Source organism: Pseudomonas sp. lyk4-R2A-8, from assembly GCF_030209095.1.
In the GTDB taxonomy this organism is placed as follows: domain Bacteria; phylum Pseudomonadota; class Gammaproteobacteria; order Pseudomonadales; family Pseudomonadaceae; genus Aquipseudomonas; species Aquipseudomonas quebecensis.
Window position 1 is genome coordinate 163,567 of the sequence record NZ_JARVSS010000003.1, and the last position, 15,428, is coordinate 178,994.

Consider the following 15,428-nt stretch of genomic DNA (forward strand, 5'->3'; position numbering starts at 1 on the left):
ATGTGGGGGCCAACAAAAAAGCCCGGCCGATCATCGATCAGCCGGGCTTTTCTATTGCTTGAAAATGACTTACTTCTTCAAACCGTAATGCTCATCCAGCATGCCTGGAGCATCCGCCGTTTTCGGCGCGTAGTCCCGTGGCGGTTCCTGGTTTTCCCGGGGTGGGGTCAGGCGTTCCCGTGGTGTCTGCGGTGCATCGGAGTGCAGCGCGGCCAGCAGGCGCTGGCGAGTGATGTCGTCGAGGGCCAGGCGGTTAGCGCCATCGGCGAGATGATCCTGTACTTCCTGGTAGCTCTGGGTGAGCTTCTTGACCAGGGTCGCGGTGCTATTGAAGTGGGTAACAACCTCGTTCTGATAACTGTCAAAACGTTCCTGGATGTCATCGAGCTGACGCTGCGTGCGGTTAGGCGCGGCATTCGGCAGCAGGCGAGCAACCAGGAATCCAATGGCGACACCGGCAACCAGGGCAAGAGTCGGCAACAACCAAACTAAGAGCGAGTGTTCCACGAGTCCTTCCTCTATAAACGGCTTTGCTTTACGTTAACGGCTCGGACCTGCGCTGTATACCGCGATTAAGCTCGCAATGATGTCATGCACAGATTTTTAGCTAGACGAGTCGACCCATTGAGAGGTCACGGAGTTCATTCCTTGCTCATGCGCGAAACCCCCGTTTTGATCGATGGCCCGGTAGGCCAATTGGAAGCCCTGTACCTGGATCAGCCCGAACCACGTGGCCTCGCGCTGATCTGCCACCCTAACCCGGTGCAGGGCGGGACCATGCTCAATAAAGTCGTGTCGACCCTGCAACGCACCGCGCGCGATGCCGGTTTGATCACGCTGCGTTTCAATTACCGCGGCGTCGGCGCCAGTGCCGGCAGCCACGACATGAGCAGCGGCGAAGTGGACGATGCCGAAGCGGCCGTCACCTGGCTGCGGGAAAAGCATCCTGGCCTGCCGATCACCTTGCTCGGGTTTTCCTTTGGCGGCTACGTGGCGGCGAGCCTGGGCGGGCGCCTGGAGGCCAAAGGCGAAAAACTCGCGCACCTGTTCATGGTCGCCGCTGCTGTGATGCGCCTGAGCGATAACGATGTGCTGCCCCAGGACTGCCCGTTGACCTTGATCCAACCGGAAACCGACGAAGTGGTCGACCCACAGTTGGTCTACGACTGGTCCGCCGCCTTGAAACGTCCCCATGAGCTGCTGAAAGTGGCAGAATGCGGGCACTTTTTTCACGGCAAGCTCACCGATCTCAAGGATCTGGTGCTGCCGCGTCTCTCGAATTGATAGCAGTCTGATAAGCGATTACCCATGACGACTCGTACCCGTATCCTCACCGGCATCACCACCACCGGCACGCCGCACCTGGGCAACTACGCCGGTGCGATTCGCCCGGCCATCCTTGCCAGCCAGGACGCCAATGCCGATTCCTTCTACTTCCTGGCCGACTACCACGCCCTGATCAAATGCGATGACCCGCAGCGCATCCAGCGCTCGCGCATGGAAATCGCCGCGACCTGGCTGGCCGGTGGCCTGGATGTGAACCGGGTGACCTTCTATCGCCAGTCTGACATCCCGGAAATCCCCGAGCTGACCTGGCTGCTGACCTGCGTCGCCGCCAAGGGCCTGCTCAACCGCGCCCATGCCTACAAGGCCTCGGTGGATAAGAACGTGGAGACCGGCGAGGACCCGGATGCGGGTATCACCATGGGCCTGTACAGCTACCCGGTGCTGATGGCGGCGGACATCCTGATGTTCAACGCGCACAAGGTGCCGGTGGGTCGCGACCAGATCCAACATGTGGAGATGGCCCGCGACATCGGCCAGCGTTTCAACCACCTGTTCGGCAACGGTAAGGAATTCTTCACGATGCCCGAGGCGTTGATCGAAGAAAGCGTTGCCACTTTGCCGGGCCTGGATGGCCGCAAGATGTCCAAGAGCTACGACAACACCATCCCGTTGTTCACCAGCGCCAAGGATATGAAGGACGCGATCTCGCGCATCGTCACCGACTCCCGCGCGCCGGGCGAAGCCAAGGACCCGGACAATTCGCACCTGTTCACCCTGTACCAGGCCTTTGCCACGCAGGCCCAGGAGCAGGCGTTCCGCGACGAACTGCTGCAAGGCCTGGGTTGGGGCGAGGCGAAGAACCGTCTGTTCCAATTGCTGGACGGCCAGTTGGGCGAGGCCCGCGAGCGCTATCACCAACTGATGTCGCGCCCGTCGGACATGGAAGATCTGTTGCTGGTCGGGGCGAAGAAAGCCCGCGCCGTCGCGGCACCGTTTCTTGCCGAGCTGCGTGAGGCGGTGGGCCTGCGTTCGTTCGTGAACCAGGCTGCGGCGCCGGTCAGCGCCAAAAAGAAAACCACCAAAACTGCGCGTTTCGTGAGCTTTCGCGAAGATGACGGCAGTTTCCGTTTCCGCCTGCTGGCCGCCGATGGCGAACAGCTGCTGTTGTCGCGCCATTTTGCCGACGGCAAGGCGGCAGGTGCGGTGACCAAACAACTGCAAAGCGGTGACGCCCTTGACGTGCGCACCGATGGCCTGCGCTTCAGCGTATGGCTGGACGGCGCCGCGGTAGCCGACAGTGCCGAGTTTGCCGACCCTACGTCGCTTGACGCGGCCATTGAGGCCCTGCGCATCGCGTTGGCCCCCCTCGAGGATTAACCCGACCAAGGGTTGATTGCCATTATCCAGGGCCGTCGTTACAGTGACGGCCCGTTTTTGTTGCCTTGCTAACGAAATTATGACGCCCCTAGAACGATATCAAGCTGATCTGAAACGCCCTGAGTTCTTCCACGACGCGGCTCAGGAAAATGCGGTGCGTCATTTGCAGCGCCTGTACGAGGACCTGCTTGCAGCTTCGCAAAGCAAGCCCGGGATGCTCAGCAAGCTGTTCGGCAAGAAAGACCATACGCCGGTCAAAGGCCTGTATTTCTGGGGCGGCGTGGGCCGTGGCAAGACTTATCTGGTCGACACCTTCTTTGAAGCGCTGCCGTTCAAGGAAAAAGTCCGCACCCACTTCCACCGCTTCATGAAACGCGTGCACGAAGAGATGAAGACGCTGCCGGGCGAGAAAAACCCGCTGACTATCATCGCCAAGCGCTTTGCCCAGGAAGCCCGGGTGATCTGTTTCGATGAGTTCTTCGTCTCCGACATTACCGATGCCATGATTCTTGGCACCTTGATGGAAGAGCTGTTCAAGAACGGTGTAACCCTGGTCGCCACCTCGAACATCGTGCCTGACGGTCTGTACAAGGATGGTCTGCAGCGCGCGCGCTTCCTGCCCGCGATCGCGCTGATCAAGCAGCACACTGAAATCGTCAATGTGGACAGCGGCGTCGACTATCGCCTGCGTCACCTCGAGCAGGCGGAGCTGTACCATTTTCCGCTGAACGAAGCGGCTCACGAAAGCTTGCGCAAGAGCTTCCGTGCCCTGACGCCGGAATGCACCCAGGCGGTGGAAAACGATAAGTTGGTGATCGAAAATCGCGAAATCATCGCCCTGCGCACCTGCGATGACGTGGCCTGGTTCGAGTTCCGCCAACTCTGCGACGGCCCGCGCAGCCAGAACGACTACATCGAACTGGGCAAGATCTTCCACGCGGTGATCCTCAGCGGCGTGGAGCAGATGAGCGTGACCACCGACGACATCGCGCGCCGGTTTATCAACATGGTCGACGAGTTCTACGACCGCAACGTCAAGCTGATCATCTCGGCGGAAGTGGAACTCAAGGACCTCTACACCGGCGGTCGCTTGAACTTTGAATTCCAGCGCACCCTCAGCCGTTTGCTGGAGATGCAGTCCCACGAGTTCCTCTCGCGCGGGCACAAACCCTAAGTGTGAGAGGGGGCAAGCCCCTCCCACATTGGCTTACGCAGCTTGCTGGAATTGCTGGCGGTATTGGTTCGGCGATAACTCGGTGTGTTGGCGAAACAACCGCGCAAAGAAACTCGCATCGTCGTAACCCACCTCATAGCTGATGGTCTTGATGCTCTTGCGACTGCCAGAGAGCAGGCCCTTGGCCGTTTCGATGCGCAGACGCTGCAGGTAATGCAGCGGCTTGTCCCCGGTGGCGGTCTGGAAGCGGCGCATGAAGTTGCGGATGCTCATGCCGTGTTCCCGGGCGACATCTTCGAAGCGGAATTTGTCGGCGAAGTGCTCTTCCAGCCAGTGCTGGATCTGCAGGATGATCACATCCTGGTGCAGTTTCTGCCCACCAAAGCCAATGCGGCCGGGTGAATAGCTGCGCTGCACTTCGTAGAGAATGTCGCGTGCCACGGCCTGGGCGATATTGGCGCCGCAGAAGCGTTCGATCAGATAAATATAGAGATCGCAGGCCGAGGTTGTGCCGCCGGCGCAGTAGAGGTTGTCGGCGTCGGTGAGATGTTTGTCCTGATTGAGCTGGACCTTGGGGAAGCGTTCGCTGAAGGCGTTGAAGAAGCGCCAGTAGGTGGTCGCCTCCTTGCCATCGAGCAGGCCGGCTTCGGCGAGCCAGAACACCCCGGTGGCTTCGCCGCACAACACGGCACCGCGTGCGTGTTGTTCGCGCAGCCAGGGCAACACTTGGGGGTAGCGGGCGCACAGGGCGTCGAAGTCATCCCAGAAGGCCGGTAGAACGATGATGTCGGCGTCTTCCAGGCCGCCATCCACCGGCATGATCACATCACTGAAGCTGCACACCGATTTTGCATCGGGGCTGACAAGACGCGTTTCGAACGCCGGGGTCAGACCCAGGCCTTGCTGCTTGCCATAGCGCAGGCTGGCCAGGTGAAAGAAATCCTTGGCTTGCATGAGGGTGGACGCGAATACCCGATCAATGGCCAGAATGCTGACGCGCCGCAACGGCGTGGAGATTTGGTTAGACATAATTTCATTTATTCTTATAGGGGAAAGTGGTCACCAGACGGCTGGATCGTCTTATTTTTTGTCGCATGTGTCCAGTGTCCCGTGACGCTTGGGCGGCATAGGCTCTGTGGGTTCGTTCTTGTCCGACAATCCACACAGGTGCCCCATGATCCCGAGAACCTTGTTCAGTCCAGACCACGAACTGTTTCGCGAGAGCGTGCGCACTTTTCTCGAAAAAGACGCCGTGCCTTTCCATGGCCAATGGGAAAAGCAGGGCTATATCGACCGCAGCCTGTGGAGAAAGGCGGGGGAGGCGGGCTTGCTGTGCTCTCATCTGCCGCAAGCCTACGGCGGCCTCGACGCTGACTTTCTCTACAGTGCCGTGGTGATCGAGGAGATCGGCCGGCTGGGCCTGACCGGGATCGGGTTTTCCCTGCATTCGGACATTGTTGCGCCGTACATCCTGCATTACGGCAGTGAGGCGCTGAAGCATAAATACCTGCCCAAATTGATCAGCGGCGAGATGGTCACCGCCATTGCGATGACCGAACCCGGCGCCGGGTCCGACCTGCAAGGGGTCAAGACCAGCGCCGTGCTTGATGGCGATGAGTATGTGATTAACGGCTCCAAGACGTTTATTACCAACGGCTATCTCGCCGACCTGGTGATCGTGGTGGCCAAGACCGACCCCAAGGCCGGCGCCAAGGGCACCAGCCTGTTTCTGGTAGAGGCCGATACGCCGGGCTTCGCCAAGGGCAAGCGCCTGGAGAAGGTGGGCATGAAGGCCCAGGACACCTCGGAGCTGTTTTTCCAGGATCTGCGGGTGCCCAAGGAAAACCTGTTGGGCCAGGCCGGCATGGGCTTCGCCTACTTGATGCAGGAATTGCCCCAGGAGCGCCTGACCGTGGCGATTGGCGCGTTGTCGTCCGCCGAGGCGGCGTTGGCGTGGACCCTGCAATACACCCGTGAGCGCAAGGCATTCGGCAAGGCGATCGCCGACTTCCAGAACACCCGTTTCAAACTGGCCGAAATGGCTACGGAGATTCAGATCGGCCGTGTATTCGTCGACCAGTGCATGGCGTTACACCTGGAAGGCAAGCTGGATGTGCCTACGGCAGCGATGGCCAAGTACTGGGCCACGGACCTGCAATGCAAGGTGCTCGACGAGTGCGTGCAGTTGCACGGCGGCTACGGGTTCATGTGGGAGTACCCGATTGCCCGCGCCTGGGCGGATGCGCGGGTGCAGCGGATTTATGCGGGGACCAACGAGATCATGAAGGAGATCATTGCGCGGTCGCTTTGATTTTTGCTGGTCTTGAATGCGTCATCGGGGGCAAGCCCCCTCCCACATTGGAATGCATTCCAAGTGTGGGAGGGGCGGTGCGACGATTCGACTTGCCCCCGATAGCGGTCTACAGATCGATCAAGGCGCCGGATTCGGATGATCCTTCTGAATCGCCTCAATCCCTTCCAGTACTTCCTTCGACAGCTTCAGATCTGCACTGGCGATGTTGCTGTCCAGTTGCTCCAGCGACGTTGCGCCAATAATGTTGCTGGTCACGAACGGTTGCTGGGTCACAAATGCCAATGCCATCTGCGCCGGGTCCAGGCCATGCTCGCGCGCCAGTGCCACATAACGGCTGCACGCCGCCTCCGACTGCGGGTTGAAGTAGCGGCTGAAACGGCTGTATTCGGTCAGGCGCGCCTTAGCCGGGCGAGCACCGTTTTCATATTTGCCGCTGAGCATGCCGAACGCCAGGGGCGAGTAGGCCAGCAGGCCGCATTGTTCGCGAATCGCGACTTCCGCCAGGCCCACTTCAAAGCTGCGGTTGAGCAGGTTGTACGGGTTCTGGATCGACACCGCGCGCGTCCAGCCCCGGGCTTCGGCCAGGGCCAGGAATTTCATGGTGCCCCAGGGGGTTTCATTGGACAGACCGATGTGACGGATCTTGCCGGCCTTGACCTGTTCGTCCAGCGCTTCGAGGGTTTCCTCAAGCGGCGTGAGGTCGTCTTCGTCCTTGTGCTTGTAGCTCAATTGGCCGAAGAAGTTGGTGCTGCGCTCCGGCCAGTGCAACTGGTACAGGTCGATCCAGTCGGTCTGCAGGCGTTTGAGGCTGGCGTCCAGTGCGTCGACGATGTGTTTGCGGTTATGGCGCAGGTGGCCGTCGCGGATGTAGTCGATGGTGTTGCCGGGGCCGGCGATCTTGCTGGCCAGGATCCAGTCGGCGCGGTCGCCACGGCTCTTGAAGTAACGACCGATGTAGCGTTCGGTGGTGGCATAGGTATCGGCCTTGGGCGGCACCGGGTACATTTCCGCGGTGTCGAGGAAGTTGATCCCCGCGGCCTTGGCTCGCTCAATCTGCGCGAAGGCCTCTGCCTCGCTGTTCTGCTCGCCCCAGGTCATGGTGCCCAAGGCTATCGCGCTCACGTTCAGATCCGTACGGCCCAGCTGTCGATAATCCATCGGGTACTCCTGTCGGGGAAAACAATCATAAAAGCAGGTTGAATTTTTTTTCGCAATCTGCATAATTGCCCACCTCTTTCTGCAGTGGAAGTGATGCGCCGCCTGCCGAAGAATCTTGCCGTTGAACGGACGCGCTGACCCGAGCCCCCGATAGCGTCTGTATCCGGCTGCCTTTGACTTGTCAAAGTACGCACTATTCAGTAAGATCCGCCGTCTAATTTACAGGGCGGCCCCTGAGGCTATTAAAGAATGACAACTTTTACTGCAAAACCGGAAACAGTTCAGCGCGACTGGTTTGTCGTCGACGCCGCTGGTCAGACCCTGGGTCGTCTGGCCACTGAAGTCGCCAGCCGTCTGCGTGGCAAGCACAAGCCTGAGTACACCCCTCACGTTGACACCGGTGACTACATCGTGATCATCAACGCTGAGCAGGTACGTGTTACCGGCAACAAAGCGCAAGACAAAATGTACTACCGTCACTCCGGTTTCCCAGGCGGTATCAAGTCTTCCAACTTTGAAGGCCTGATTTCCAAGAAGCCTGAAGCCCCGATCGAAATCGCGGTCAAAGGCATGCTGCCGAAGGGCCCACTGGGTCGCGATATGTTTCGCAAGCTGAAAGTCTATGCGGGCGCTGTCCACCCTCATGCTGCTCAGCAGCCCCAAGAACTGAAGTTTTAACGGAATAGTTCATTATGTCGGCGACTCAAAATTACGGCACTGGCCGTCGCAAAACCGCAACCGCACGCGTTTTCCTGCGTCCGGGCACTGGTAACATCTCGATCAACAACCGCTCCCTGGACAATTTCTTCGGCCGCGAAACTGCCCGCATGGTAGTTCGTCAGCCGCTGGAACTGACCGAGACCGTTGAAAAGTTCGACATCTACGTCACCGTTATCGGTGGCGGTGTAAGTGGTCAAGCTGGCGCAATCCGCCACGGTATCACTCGCGCTCTGATGCAGTACGACGAAACCCTGCGTGGCGCTCTGCGCAAAGCTGGCTTCGTGACTCGTGATGCCCGTGAAGTAGAACGTAAGAAAGTCGGTCTGCGTAAAGCGCGTAAGCGTCCGCAGTACTCGAAGCGTTAATTCGCTTTACGTTCCACAAGAACGCCCAGCCTCCTTACGGAGCTGGGCGTTTTTTATTGCCCGCGATTTGTGCATAAAAATCGCCGTGACAACTTGCCACATCCGTAGACCCCCTATACTACAAGGCCTGGAGCCGGAGCTCCGGGTAATTCCCTTGTCAGAGGTGGGGCTTTTCATTACCATTCGGCAAAATTTTTATAAGTTCAGATTTAATACTTAGTAGACGCCTGATTTAACAGGCCAAAAAGCTGATGGGAGAGGACTGAATGAGCAATGACGGCGTGAATGCAGGCCGGCGTCGCTTCTTGGTAGCAGCCACATCCGTGGTGGGTGCTGCAGGAGCGGTGGGGGCTGCGGTCCCGTTCGTGGGGTCATGGTTTCCCAGTGCCAAGGCGAAAGCCGCAGGTGCACCGGTGAAAGTGAATGTTAGCAAGATCGAGCCAGGCCAGCAGATGATTGCTGAATGGCGCGGCCAGCCGGTATTCATTGTTCGTCGTACCGAGGAAATCCTGGGAAATCTGAAAAAGATCGAAGGCCAGCTGTCTGACCCGAAATCCGAGAAATCCGACCAACCCGCCTACGCCAAAAACGAAGCCCGTTCGATCAAGCCAGAGATTCTGCTGCTGGTCGGACTGTGTACCCATTTGGGTTGCTCACCTACTTTCCGCCCGGAAGTAGCCCCTGTCGATCTGGGCAAGGACTGGGTCGGCGGGTATTTCTGCCCGTGCCACGGTTCTCACTATGACCTTGCCGGTCGTGTCTACAAGTCTCAGCCTGCTCCATTGAACCTGCCCGTGCCACCGCACACCTACGAAACTGACGACCTTATTGTCATTGGCCTCGATAAGGAGAACGCGTGATGAGCAAGTTCATGGATTGGGTGGATGCGCGTTTCCCCGCCACTAAAATGTGGGAAGACCATCTCAGCAAATACTACGCCCCAAAAAACTTCAATTTCTTCTACTTCTTCGGGTCCCTGGCACTGCTGGTGCTGGTCAACCAGATCGTCACCGGCGTGTGGTTGACGATGAGCTATAACCCGTCGGCGGAAGAGGCGTTTGCCTCGGTCGAATACATCATGCGCGACGTCGAGTACGGCTCGATCCTGCGTCTGCTGCACTCCACCGGCGCTTCGGCGTTTTTCATCGTGGTCTACCTGCACATGTTCCGTGGCCTGCTCTACGGTTCCTACCAGAAGCCCCGCGAGCTGGTATGGGTCTTCGGCATGCTGATTTACCTGGCGCTGATGGCCGAAGCCTTCATGGGATACCTGCTGCCATGGGGTCAGATGTCGTACTGGGGCGCTCAGGTGATCATCTCGCTGTTTGGCGCGATCCCTGTGATCGGCAACGACCTGACCCAGTGGATCCGCGGTGACTACCTGATCTCCGGCATCACCCTGAACCGCTTCTTCGCCTTGCACGTAGTGGCCCTCCCGATTGTGATCCTGGGCCTGGTGGTGCTGCACATCCTGGCGCTGCACGAAGTGGGGTCCAACAACCCCGATGGCGTGGATATCAAGAAGCACAAGGACGAGAACGGCATCCCGCTGGATGGCATTCCGTTCCACCCTTACTACACCGTCAAAGACATTGTCGGCGTGGTCGTGTTCCTGTTCGTATTCTGCTCGATCGTGTTCTTTTTCCCGGAGATGGGCGGTTATTTCCTGGAGAAGCCTAACTTCGAACAGGCGAACGCCTTCAAGACACCTGAGCATATCGCGCCTGTCTGGTACTTCACGCCGTTCTACGCGATCCTGCGGGCGATCCCCGACAAACTCATGGGCGTAATCGCCATGGGTGCGGCCATCGCGGTGCTGTTCGTGCTGCCGTGGCTCGACCGAAGCCCGGTCAAGTCCATGCGCTACAAGGGTTGGCTGAGCAAGATCTGGCTGTGGGTGTTCTGTATCGCCTTCGTGATCCTGGGTGTCCTGGGTGTGCTGGCGCCAACGCCTGAACGGACGTTGCTGTCGCAGGTCTGCACCTTCCTGTACTTCGCCTACTTCATTCTGATGCCGTTCTATACCCGGCTCGAGAAGACCAAACCGGTTCCGGAAAGGGTGACTGGCTGATGAAAAAATTATTCGTTGCATTAATGCTTGCGGCACTGCCGCTGCTGTCCTTCGCTGCCGAACATGGCGGCCCGGAACTGGAAAAGGTCGACATTGACGTGTCCGACAAAGCCGCCATGCAGGACGGTGCGCGGACGTTCGCCAACTACTGCATGGGCTGCCACAGCGCCAAGTTCCAGCGCTATGAGCGAGTCGCCGATGACCTGGGCATCCCTCACGAGATGATGCTGGAGAAATTGGTGTTCACAGGGGCCAAGATCGGCGACCACATGAATATCGGGATGAAACCCGCCGATGCCAAGGCCTGGTTCGGCGCCGCACCGCCCGACCTGACACTGGTCGCTCGTGTGCGCGGTACCGATTGGCTCTACGGCTACCTCAAATCATTCTACGAAGATCCGACGCGCCCCTGGGGTGTGAACAACAAAGTCTTCCCGAACGTGGGCATGCCTAACGTTCTGGTCGGCCTGCAGGGTCGCCAAGTGGTAGGATGCAAGCAGGTTCAGGTCGTTGAGAACGGCAAGAAGCAATATGATCCGTTGACCGGAACGCCTCTGACCCATGAGGCCTGCGATCAACTGACCATCGTGCCGAAGACCGGCGCGCTTAACGAGGAGCAGTTTGACGAGAAGGTCAAGAACCTCGTGACCTTCCTGGCTTACTCGGCCAACCCGGTTAAACTGCAGCATCAGCGCATCGGTACCTATGTATTGTTGTACCTGGCTTTCTTCTTTGTATTCGCCTATCTGCTCAAACGCGAATACTGGAAGGATGTGCATTGATCCAACCGTAAGCAATTACTGTTAATCTTGCGCGCCCAGCGGCCTCTCTGAACCGTAGCGATCTGTCATCAGGTCCTGCAGAGAGGCTCTCTGGGCGCGCTCGTTTTTGAGCTTTCGATAATTTCAACAAGCGAGGAGGACCGCCATGGGCGTGACCAATCGGTTGGCCTGTTACTCCGACCCCGCCGACCACTATTCCCACCGAGTACGCATCGTGCTCGCAGAGAAGGGTGTCAGCGCCGAGATCATCAGTGTGGAGGCAGGACGCCATCCACCGAAACTGATCGAAGTGAACCCTTACGGCAGCTTGCCCACCCTGGTCGATCGTGACCTGGCGTTGTGGGAGTCAACCGTGGTGATGGAATATCTGGATGAGCGTTACCCTCATCCGCCTTTGTTGCCGGTGTACCCGGTGGCGCGTGCCAACAGCCGCCTGCTGATCCATCGGATCCAACGTGACTGGTGCGGGCTGGTGGATGTGATCCTGGATTCGCGCAGCAAAGAGGCGGCCCGTGTTGTGGCGCGCAAGGAATTGCGCGAAAGCCTGACCGGCGTTTCGCCACTGTTCGCCGACAAGCCTTTTTTCCTCAGCGAGGAACAAAGCCTGGTCGATTGCTGCCTATTACCCATACTCTGGCGCTTGCCGATTCTGGGCATTGAACTGCCACGGCCGGCCAAGCCGTTGCTTGATTACATGGAGCGCCAGTTTGCGCGTGAGGCTTTCCAGGCGAGTCTGTCTGGTGTCGAACGCGATATGCGCTAAGGCTTAAGGAGCCGCTGATGAACTCCAGTCGACCCTACCTGGTCCGCGCGCTCTATGAGTGGATTGTGGACAACGATTGCACCCCGCACATGCTGGTCAATTCCGAATTTCCTGCGGTTCAGGTACCGCAGGGTTTTGCCAGTGACGGACAGATTGTGCTGAACGTGTCGCCCAGTGCGGTGCGTCATCTGCATATGGACAACGAAGCCGTTAGTTTCGAAGGGCGTTTCGGTGGTGTGCCGCACACGCTCTATGTGCCGATTGGCGCCATTCTCGGGATCTATGCCCGTGAGAATGGGCAAGGCATGGTGTTCGATCTGGAGTCGCCTTTCGAGGATGACGAAACGATCGACAGTGAAGACGGTGATGATCTGCCACCGCCGGGTACCGAGCCACCGCGTCCCAGCGGCCGGCCAAGCCTGAAGGTGGTCAAGTAAGCCGTTACGTCCCGGGACGTGTCTGAAGAAAATGCCTCGATCTGTGTCGGGGCATTTTTTTGCGCGCTGGATAGGGATGAAAGTCGTGACTGGACGGTGATCGTACAACCGCCATGGGCTATGATGCGTGCTCAAGTTCGCCGAGAAAGATGATCCATCATGGAAAATGCCAACACCGCCCCTCGTCTTCCCCGCAAGCGCCGCAGCCTTGCCCAGGAATTGGTCACGGTGTTGTCCGAGCAAATCCGCGATGGCCAACTCAAGCGTGGCGATAAACTGCCTACCGAGTCGGCCATCATGGAAGCCCATGGGGTCAGTCGCACGGTGGTGCGCGAAGCCATCTCGCGCCTGCAGGCGGCAGGGCAGGTCGAGACGCGCCATGGCATCGGCACCTTTGTACTCGATACGCCCAGCCCCAGTGGTTTTCGCATTGATCCTGCCACCGTGGTGACGTTGCGCGATGTACTGGCCATTCTGGAGTTGCGTATCAGCCTGGAAGTGGAATCCGCCGGCCTCGCCGCGTTACGTCGCAACGATGAGCAACTGGCGGCCATGCGCGCGGCACTCGATGCGCTGAACGAGAGCGCCGCGCACGCGGGCGATGCGGTTGCATCGGACTTTGCTTTTCACCTGGAAATTGCCTTGTCCACCGGCAACCGCTACTTCACCGATATCATGACCCACCTGGGCACCAGCATCATTCCGCGTACCCGCCTGAACTCCGCGCGCCTGGCCCATGATGATCAGCAACACTACATGGACCGCCTGAGCCGCGAACACGAAGAAATCTACGAGGCGATTGCCCGCCAGGATTCGGACGCGGCACGAGCGGCCATGCGTTTGCACCTGACCAACAGTCGCGAGCGGCTGCGCCATGCTCATGAAGAGGCTGAAAGGGCTGTCTGATCACGCCGGTGGCCGAATATCAGTGGGGGGCTCGGTGACCAAGGTCTCTAGTATCAGCGTCTGGTCGTCGATGTCCTCTCCCATGAAAAAATACCTGCCTTTGACGAGAACCCATAGGTTTGCCAGGCTGAAATAAATGAAATCTCCGACATTCGCGGCTGCTTCGAGCTCAAAATACTGGGGATTGTCGACATTGCCCGGCAGCTTAGTCATGGAGTTGATGTGACATATCGTGCGCATTCCGGTCCTGCGCGATGTGATAGTCAGTGGAATAGTCGATGAGCTCTCTACGCCGGATTCACCTCGGGTCGAGTAACCCACGTGAATGGTTTTGCCAAGGTAGTTCGCGAGTGTCTCCTTGGGAATGGTTACTTTAAGATCGCTGAGAGGGAAGAAGTCCCCATCTTCCGGATCATCGGGCGAAACGCGCCATTCACTGGTGTTGAGCCGACGCATGTCATAACCGGACCACGTTGGAAATTCAGGGTCTTGTATTGGGTCGGTCAGGATGAACGCGTAAACCTGCGAATTAAGCGCTAACTTATCAGTGATGCTCAGGCTCAATGCCTCTGGAAGCTCTGCCAGCCTGATTCTACCTTTGTCGGCTTGTGGCTTGAGGATAGGAGGGGCTAGAGTCATGTTGGGTTCTCCTTGGTATCGGGGTGGTTGTAAAAATTTGCCTCAAGAGCTGCTTGCACTGCCCTTGAGGCGTGTTATCCCCCTCGTCTTGATCCCACGTAACTGTTAAAAATCACAGTTTCGACAAACGGCATTCTTCAAGCCGGAGCATTCGGCGTGTAGTCCTTGAGCAACAAATACGTACTCCATCCCCACCAGTCATTCGTCCAATGCTTGTCGTTCAGGTCATTCACGTCCTTGCGCCTCGCCACCTTGTCGCCTTCCATCTTGAACAACGGTGAAAAGTTGTTCGCCGGGTTCTGCGCGGCGTTCAGGTCCGGCACGTACAGCGGCGCCTTGAAAGTGGCCGGGGAGGGCGCGGTGCCGCTGATAAACGTCTCGAAGATCTCGTCCGCCGAGGCTTGCACCGCGCGTTTGACCTGGACCCGATTGGCCGCGTCGATGTCATCGAAGTAGCGTTTGTCCCCGTAGGCGTGCCATTCGTCGCCCATGGCGTTGCGCACCTTGAGTCCGAATTTACTGTCTTCGTCATGCATGAAACGGCTGATCAGCGAACCGAGATCGCCAGGTGTGACCACGGCGGCCAGTTGCTTGCGCGGGACGCGCAGGTGGCCGGCGGAAAACAGATCGGTCAAAAAGTGATCGGCAAAACTGTTCATGGCGTAGGCCAGTTCCAGCGCCTGATCGGTGCCGGTTTGATGGGCCACCACGGCTTGTTGCAGCGCTGCGGTATGCCCGGCGAGGTAGGCCGACAGTGCCCATTCGCCGAAATGGTCGGCATTGTCCGCCGCCAGCTTGAGGTAGCGACCCAGCGGAATCAGCGCCGACACCGCGCTGCCGCCACCGGTGATGCGGTTCCATTCCTCGGACAAGCTATCCCCCAGGGCGTCATACGCGTCATGGGGCTGTTTGCCGTCCTTGATCGCCTGGTTGACCGCGTTGATCTCCTTTTGCATCACCGCGAGGATCTTGCCGGCTTCTTCCCGTGAGGCCGGCAGCACTGCCAGGGAATTGAAGGCGGCCGTAAATCGTTGCACCCGTTCGGCGGGGGAGGCGCCATCGCTGATGGGATGGCCGGGGATGCCATAGAAATCGCCACCCAGGGCGATCACTTGGCCGTAGGTCAGGGCGAGCCCGTTGGGCAGGTGCAGCAGGACTTGGCGTGCGGGAATTGCCGCCGCGTCTTTGGCGAAGCGCAACAGTGTGTCATCGCCGATGGCGGTGTGTTCCCCACCTTCGAAGCGCAGCAGGGGTGATTTTTTTTCGGGTGCCGCGAGTGTAGAACCGGACATGTTAGCTCCTTGCTATGTCGTAGGAATCTTCCCTTTATGCTGTATGAATATACAGCAATTGCGAGCTTAGAGGATAAATGTCCTACGTCAAGAAGCCTCGTATAAACATGGCGCAACGCCACGGTCGATGAATTGCAGTTGAC

General features: G+C 58.5%; 17 protein-coding genes. 12 read left to right on the forward strand and 5 right to left on the reverse strand.

Annotated features, from left to right (window positions below; translation table 11 throughout):
- Nucleotides 1–69 precede the first annotated feature (69 nt).
- Complete coding sequence (locus QRN10_RS04140; RefSeq protein WP_034095870.1) at nucleotides 70–507, reverse strand: Z-ring associated ZapG family protein; 438 nt, start codon at nucleotides 505–507, stop codon at nucleotides 70–72.
- A 147-nt stretch (nucleotides 508–654) separates the two neighbouring features.
- On the opposite strand from QRN10_RS04140, the gene QRN10_RS04145 reads away from it, so the two are divergent.
- The 3 genes from QRN10_RS04145 to zapE all read left to right on the forward strand — a co-directional run bounded on the left by QRN10_RS04145 (nucleotide 655) and on the right by zapE (nucleotide 3,838).
- Complete coding sequence (locus tag QRN10_RS04145; protein ID WP_181080599.1) at nucleotides 655–1,284, forward strand: alpha/beta hydrolase; 630 nt, start codon at nucleotides 655–657, stop codon at nucleotides 1,282–1,284.
- Between the two features lie 24 nt (nucleotides 1,285–1,308).
- Nucleotides 1,309–2,664: a tryptophan--tRNA ligase gene (locus QRN10_RS04150; RefSeq protein ID WP_253510460.1), complete on the forward strand. Its 1,356-nt coding sequence runs from the start codon at nucleotides 1,309–1,311 to the stop codon at nucleotides 2,662–2,664.
- 79 nt (nucleotides 2,665–2,743) lie between these two features.
- Nucleotides 2,744–3,838 carry a cell division protein ZapE gene (gene zapE / locus QRN10_RS04155; protein WP_181080601.1) on the forward strand — a complete coding sequence of 365 codons (1,095 nt, stop codon included), beginning with the start codon at nucleotides 2,744–2,746 and terminating at the stop codon, nucleotides 3,836–3,838.
- A 33-nt stretch (nucleotides 3,839–3,871) separates the two neighbouring features.
- Here the strand turns inward: zapE and QRN10_RS04160 are convergent, their stop codons facing one another.
- A complete protein-coding gene (locus QRN10_RS04160) occupies nucleotides 3,872–4,768 on the reverse strand; it encodes a GlxA family transcriptional regulator (protein ID WP_181080651.1) in 897 nt (298 codons plus the stop codon).
- Between the two features lie 244 nt (nucleotides 4,769–5,012).
- Here QRN10_RS04160 and QRN10_RS04165 point away from each other — a divergent pair, with 244 nt between their 5' ends.
- Entirely contained in the window at nucleotides 5,013–6,149 is a 1,137-nt protein-coding gene (locus QRN10_RS04165) for an acyl-CoA dehydrogenase family protein (protein WP_285427895.1), read from the forward strand.
- A gap of 120 nt (nucleotides 6,150–6,269) precedes the next feature.
- Here QRN10_RS04165 and QRN10_RS04170 read toward each other — a convergent pair whose 3' ends face one another.
- Entirely contained in the window at nucleotides 6,270–7,310 is a 1,041-nt protein-coding gene (locus QRN10_RS04170) for an NADP(H)-dependent aldo-keto reductase (RefSeq protein WP_181080603.1), read from the reverse strand.
- 249 nt (nucleotides 7,311–7,559) lie between these two features.
- On the opposite strand from QRN10_RS04170, the gene rplM reads away from it, so the two are divergent.
- The 8 genes from rplM (at nucleotide 7,560) to QRN10_RS04210 (ending at nucleotide 13,354) form a co-directional block, all read left to right on the forward strand.
- On the forward strand, nucleotides 7,560–7,988 hold the full coding sequence (gene rplM / locus QRN10_RS04175) for a 50S ribosomal protein L13 (protein ID WP_003171742.1): 429 nt from the start codon (nucleotides 7,560–7,562) through the stop codon (nucleotides 7,986–7,988).
- Nucleotides 7,989–8,002: 14 nt separating this feature from the next.
- Nucleotides 8,003–8,395: a 30S ribosomal protein S9 gene (gene rpsI, locus QRN10_RS04180; protein ID WP_002555064.1), complete on the forward strand. Its 393-nt coding sequence runs from the start codon at nucleotides 8,003–8,005 to the stop codon at nucleotides 8,393–8,395.
- A 266-nt stretch (nucleotides 8,396–8,661) separates the two neighbouring features.
- A complete protein-coding gene (gene petA, locus QRN10_RS04185) occupies nucleotides 8,662–9,255 on the forward strand; it encodes a ubiquinol-cytochrome c reductase iron-sulfur subunit (protein ID WP_034095877.1) in 594 nt (197 codons plus the stop codon).
- Nucleotides 9,255–10,466 carry a cytochrome b gene (locus QRN10_RS04190; RefSeq protein ID WP_034095878.1) on the forward strand — a complete coding sequence of 404 codons (1,212 nt, stop codon included), beginning with the start codon at nucleotides 9,255–9,257 and terminating at the stop codon, nucleotides 10,464–10,466. The genes petA and QRN10_RS04190 overlap by 1 nt, the downstream gene beginning before the upstream one ends.
- Nucleotides 10,466–11,248: a cytochrome c1 gene (locus QRN10_RS04195; RefSeq protein ID WP_181080604.1), complete on the forward strand. Its 783-nt coding sequence runs from the start codon at nucleotides 10,466–10,468 to the stop codon at nucleotides 11,246–11,248. Before QRN10_RS04190 ends, QRN10_RS04195 begins: the two co-directional genes overlap by 1 nt.
- A gap of 145 nt (nucleotides 11,249–11,393) precedes the next feature.
- On the forward strand, nucleotides 11,394–12,011 hold the full coding sequence (locus tag QRN10_RS04200; RefSeq protein WP_032886246.1) for a glutathione S-transferase N-terminal domain-containing protein: 618 nt from the start codon (nucleotides 11,394–11,396) through the stop codon (nucleotides 12,009–12,011).
- Nucleotides 12,012–12,028: 17 nt separating this feature from the next.
- Nucleotides 12,029–12,448, forward strand: coding sequence for a ClpXP protease specificity-enhancing factor (locus tag QRN10_RS04205; protein WP_181080605.1), 420 nt, complete (start codon nucleotides 12,029–12,031; stop codon nucleotides 12,446–12,448).
- Nucleotides 12,449–12,607: 159 nt separating this feature from the next.
- A complete protein-coding gene (locus tag QRN10_RS04210) occupies nucleotides 12,608–13,354 on the forward strand; it encodes a FadR/GntR family transcriptional regulator (protein ID WP_181080606.1) in 747 nt (248 codons plus the stop codon).
- Here QRN10_RS04210 and QRN10_RS04215 read toward each other — a convergent pair whose 3' ends face one another.
- On the reverse strand, nucleotides 13,355–13,993 hold the full coding sequence (locus QRN10_RS04215; RefSeq protein ID WP_181080607.1) for a hypothetical protein: 639 nt from the start codon (nucleotides 13,991–13,993) through the stop codon (nucleotides 13,355–13,357).
- A 137-nt stretch (nucleotides 13,994–14,130) separates the two neighbouring features.
- Nucleotides 14,131–15,285 carry a phospholipase gene (locus QRN10_RS04220; protein ID WP_181080608.1) on the reverse strand — a complete coding sequence of 385 codons (1,155 nt, stop codon included), beginning with the start codon at nucleotides 15,283–15,285 and terminating at the stop codon, nucleotides 14,131–14,133.
- Nucleotides 15,286–15,428 lie beyond the last annotated feature (143 nt).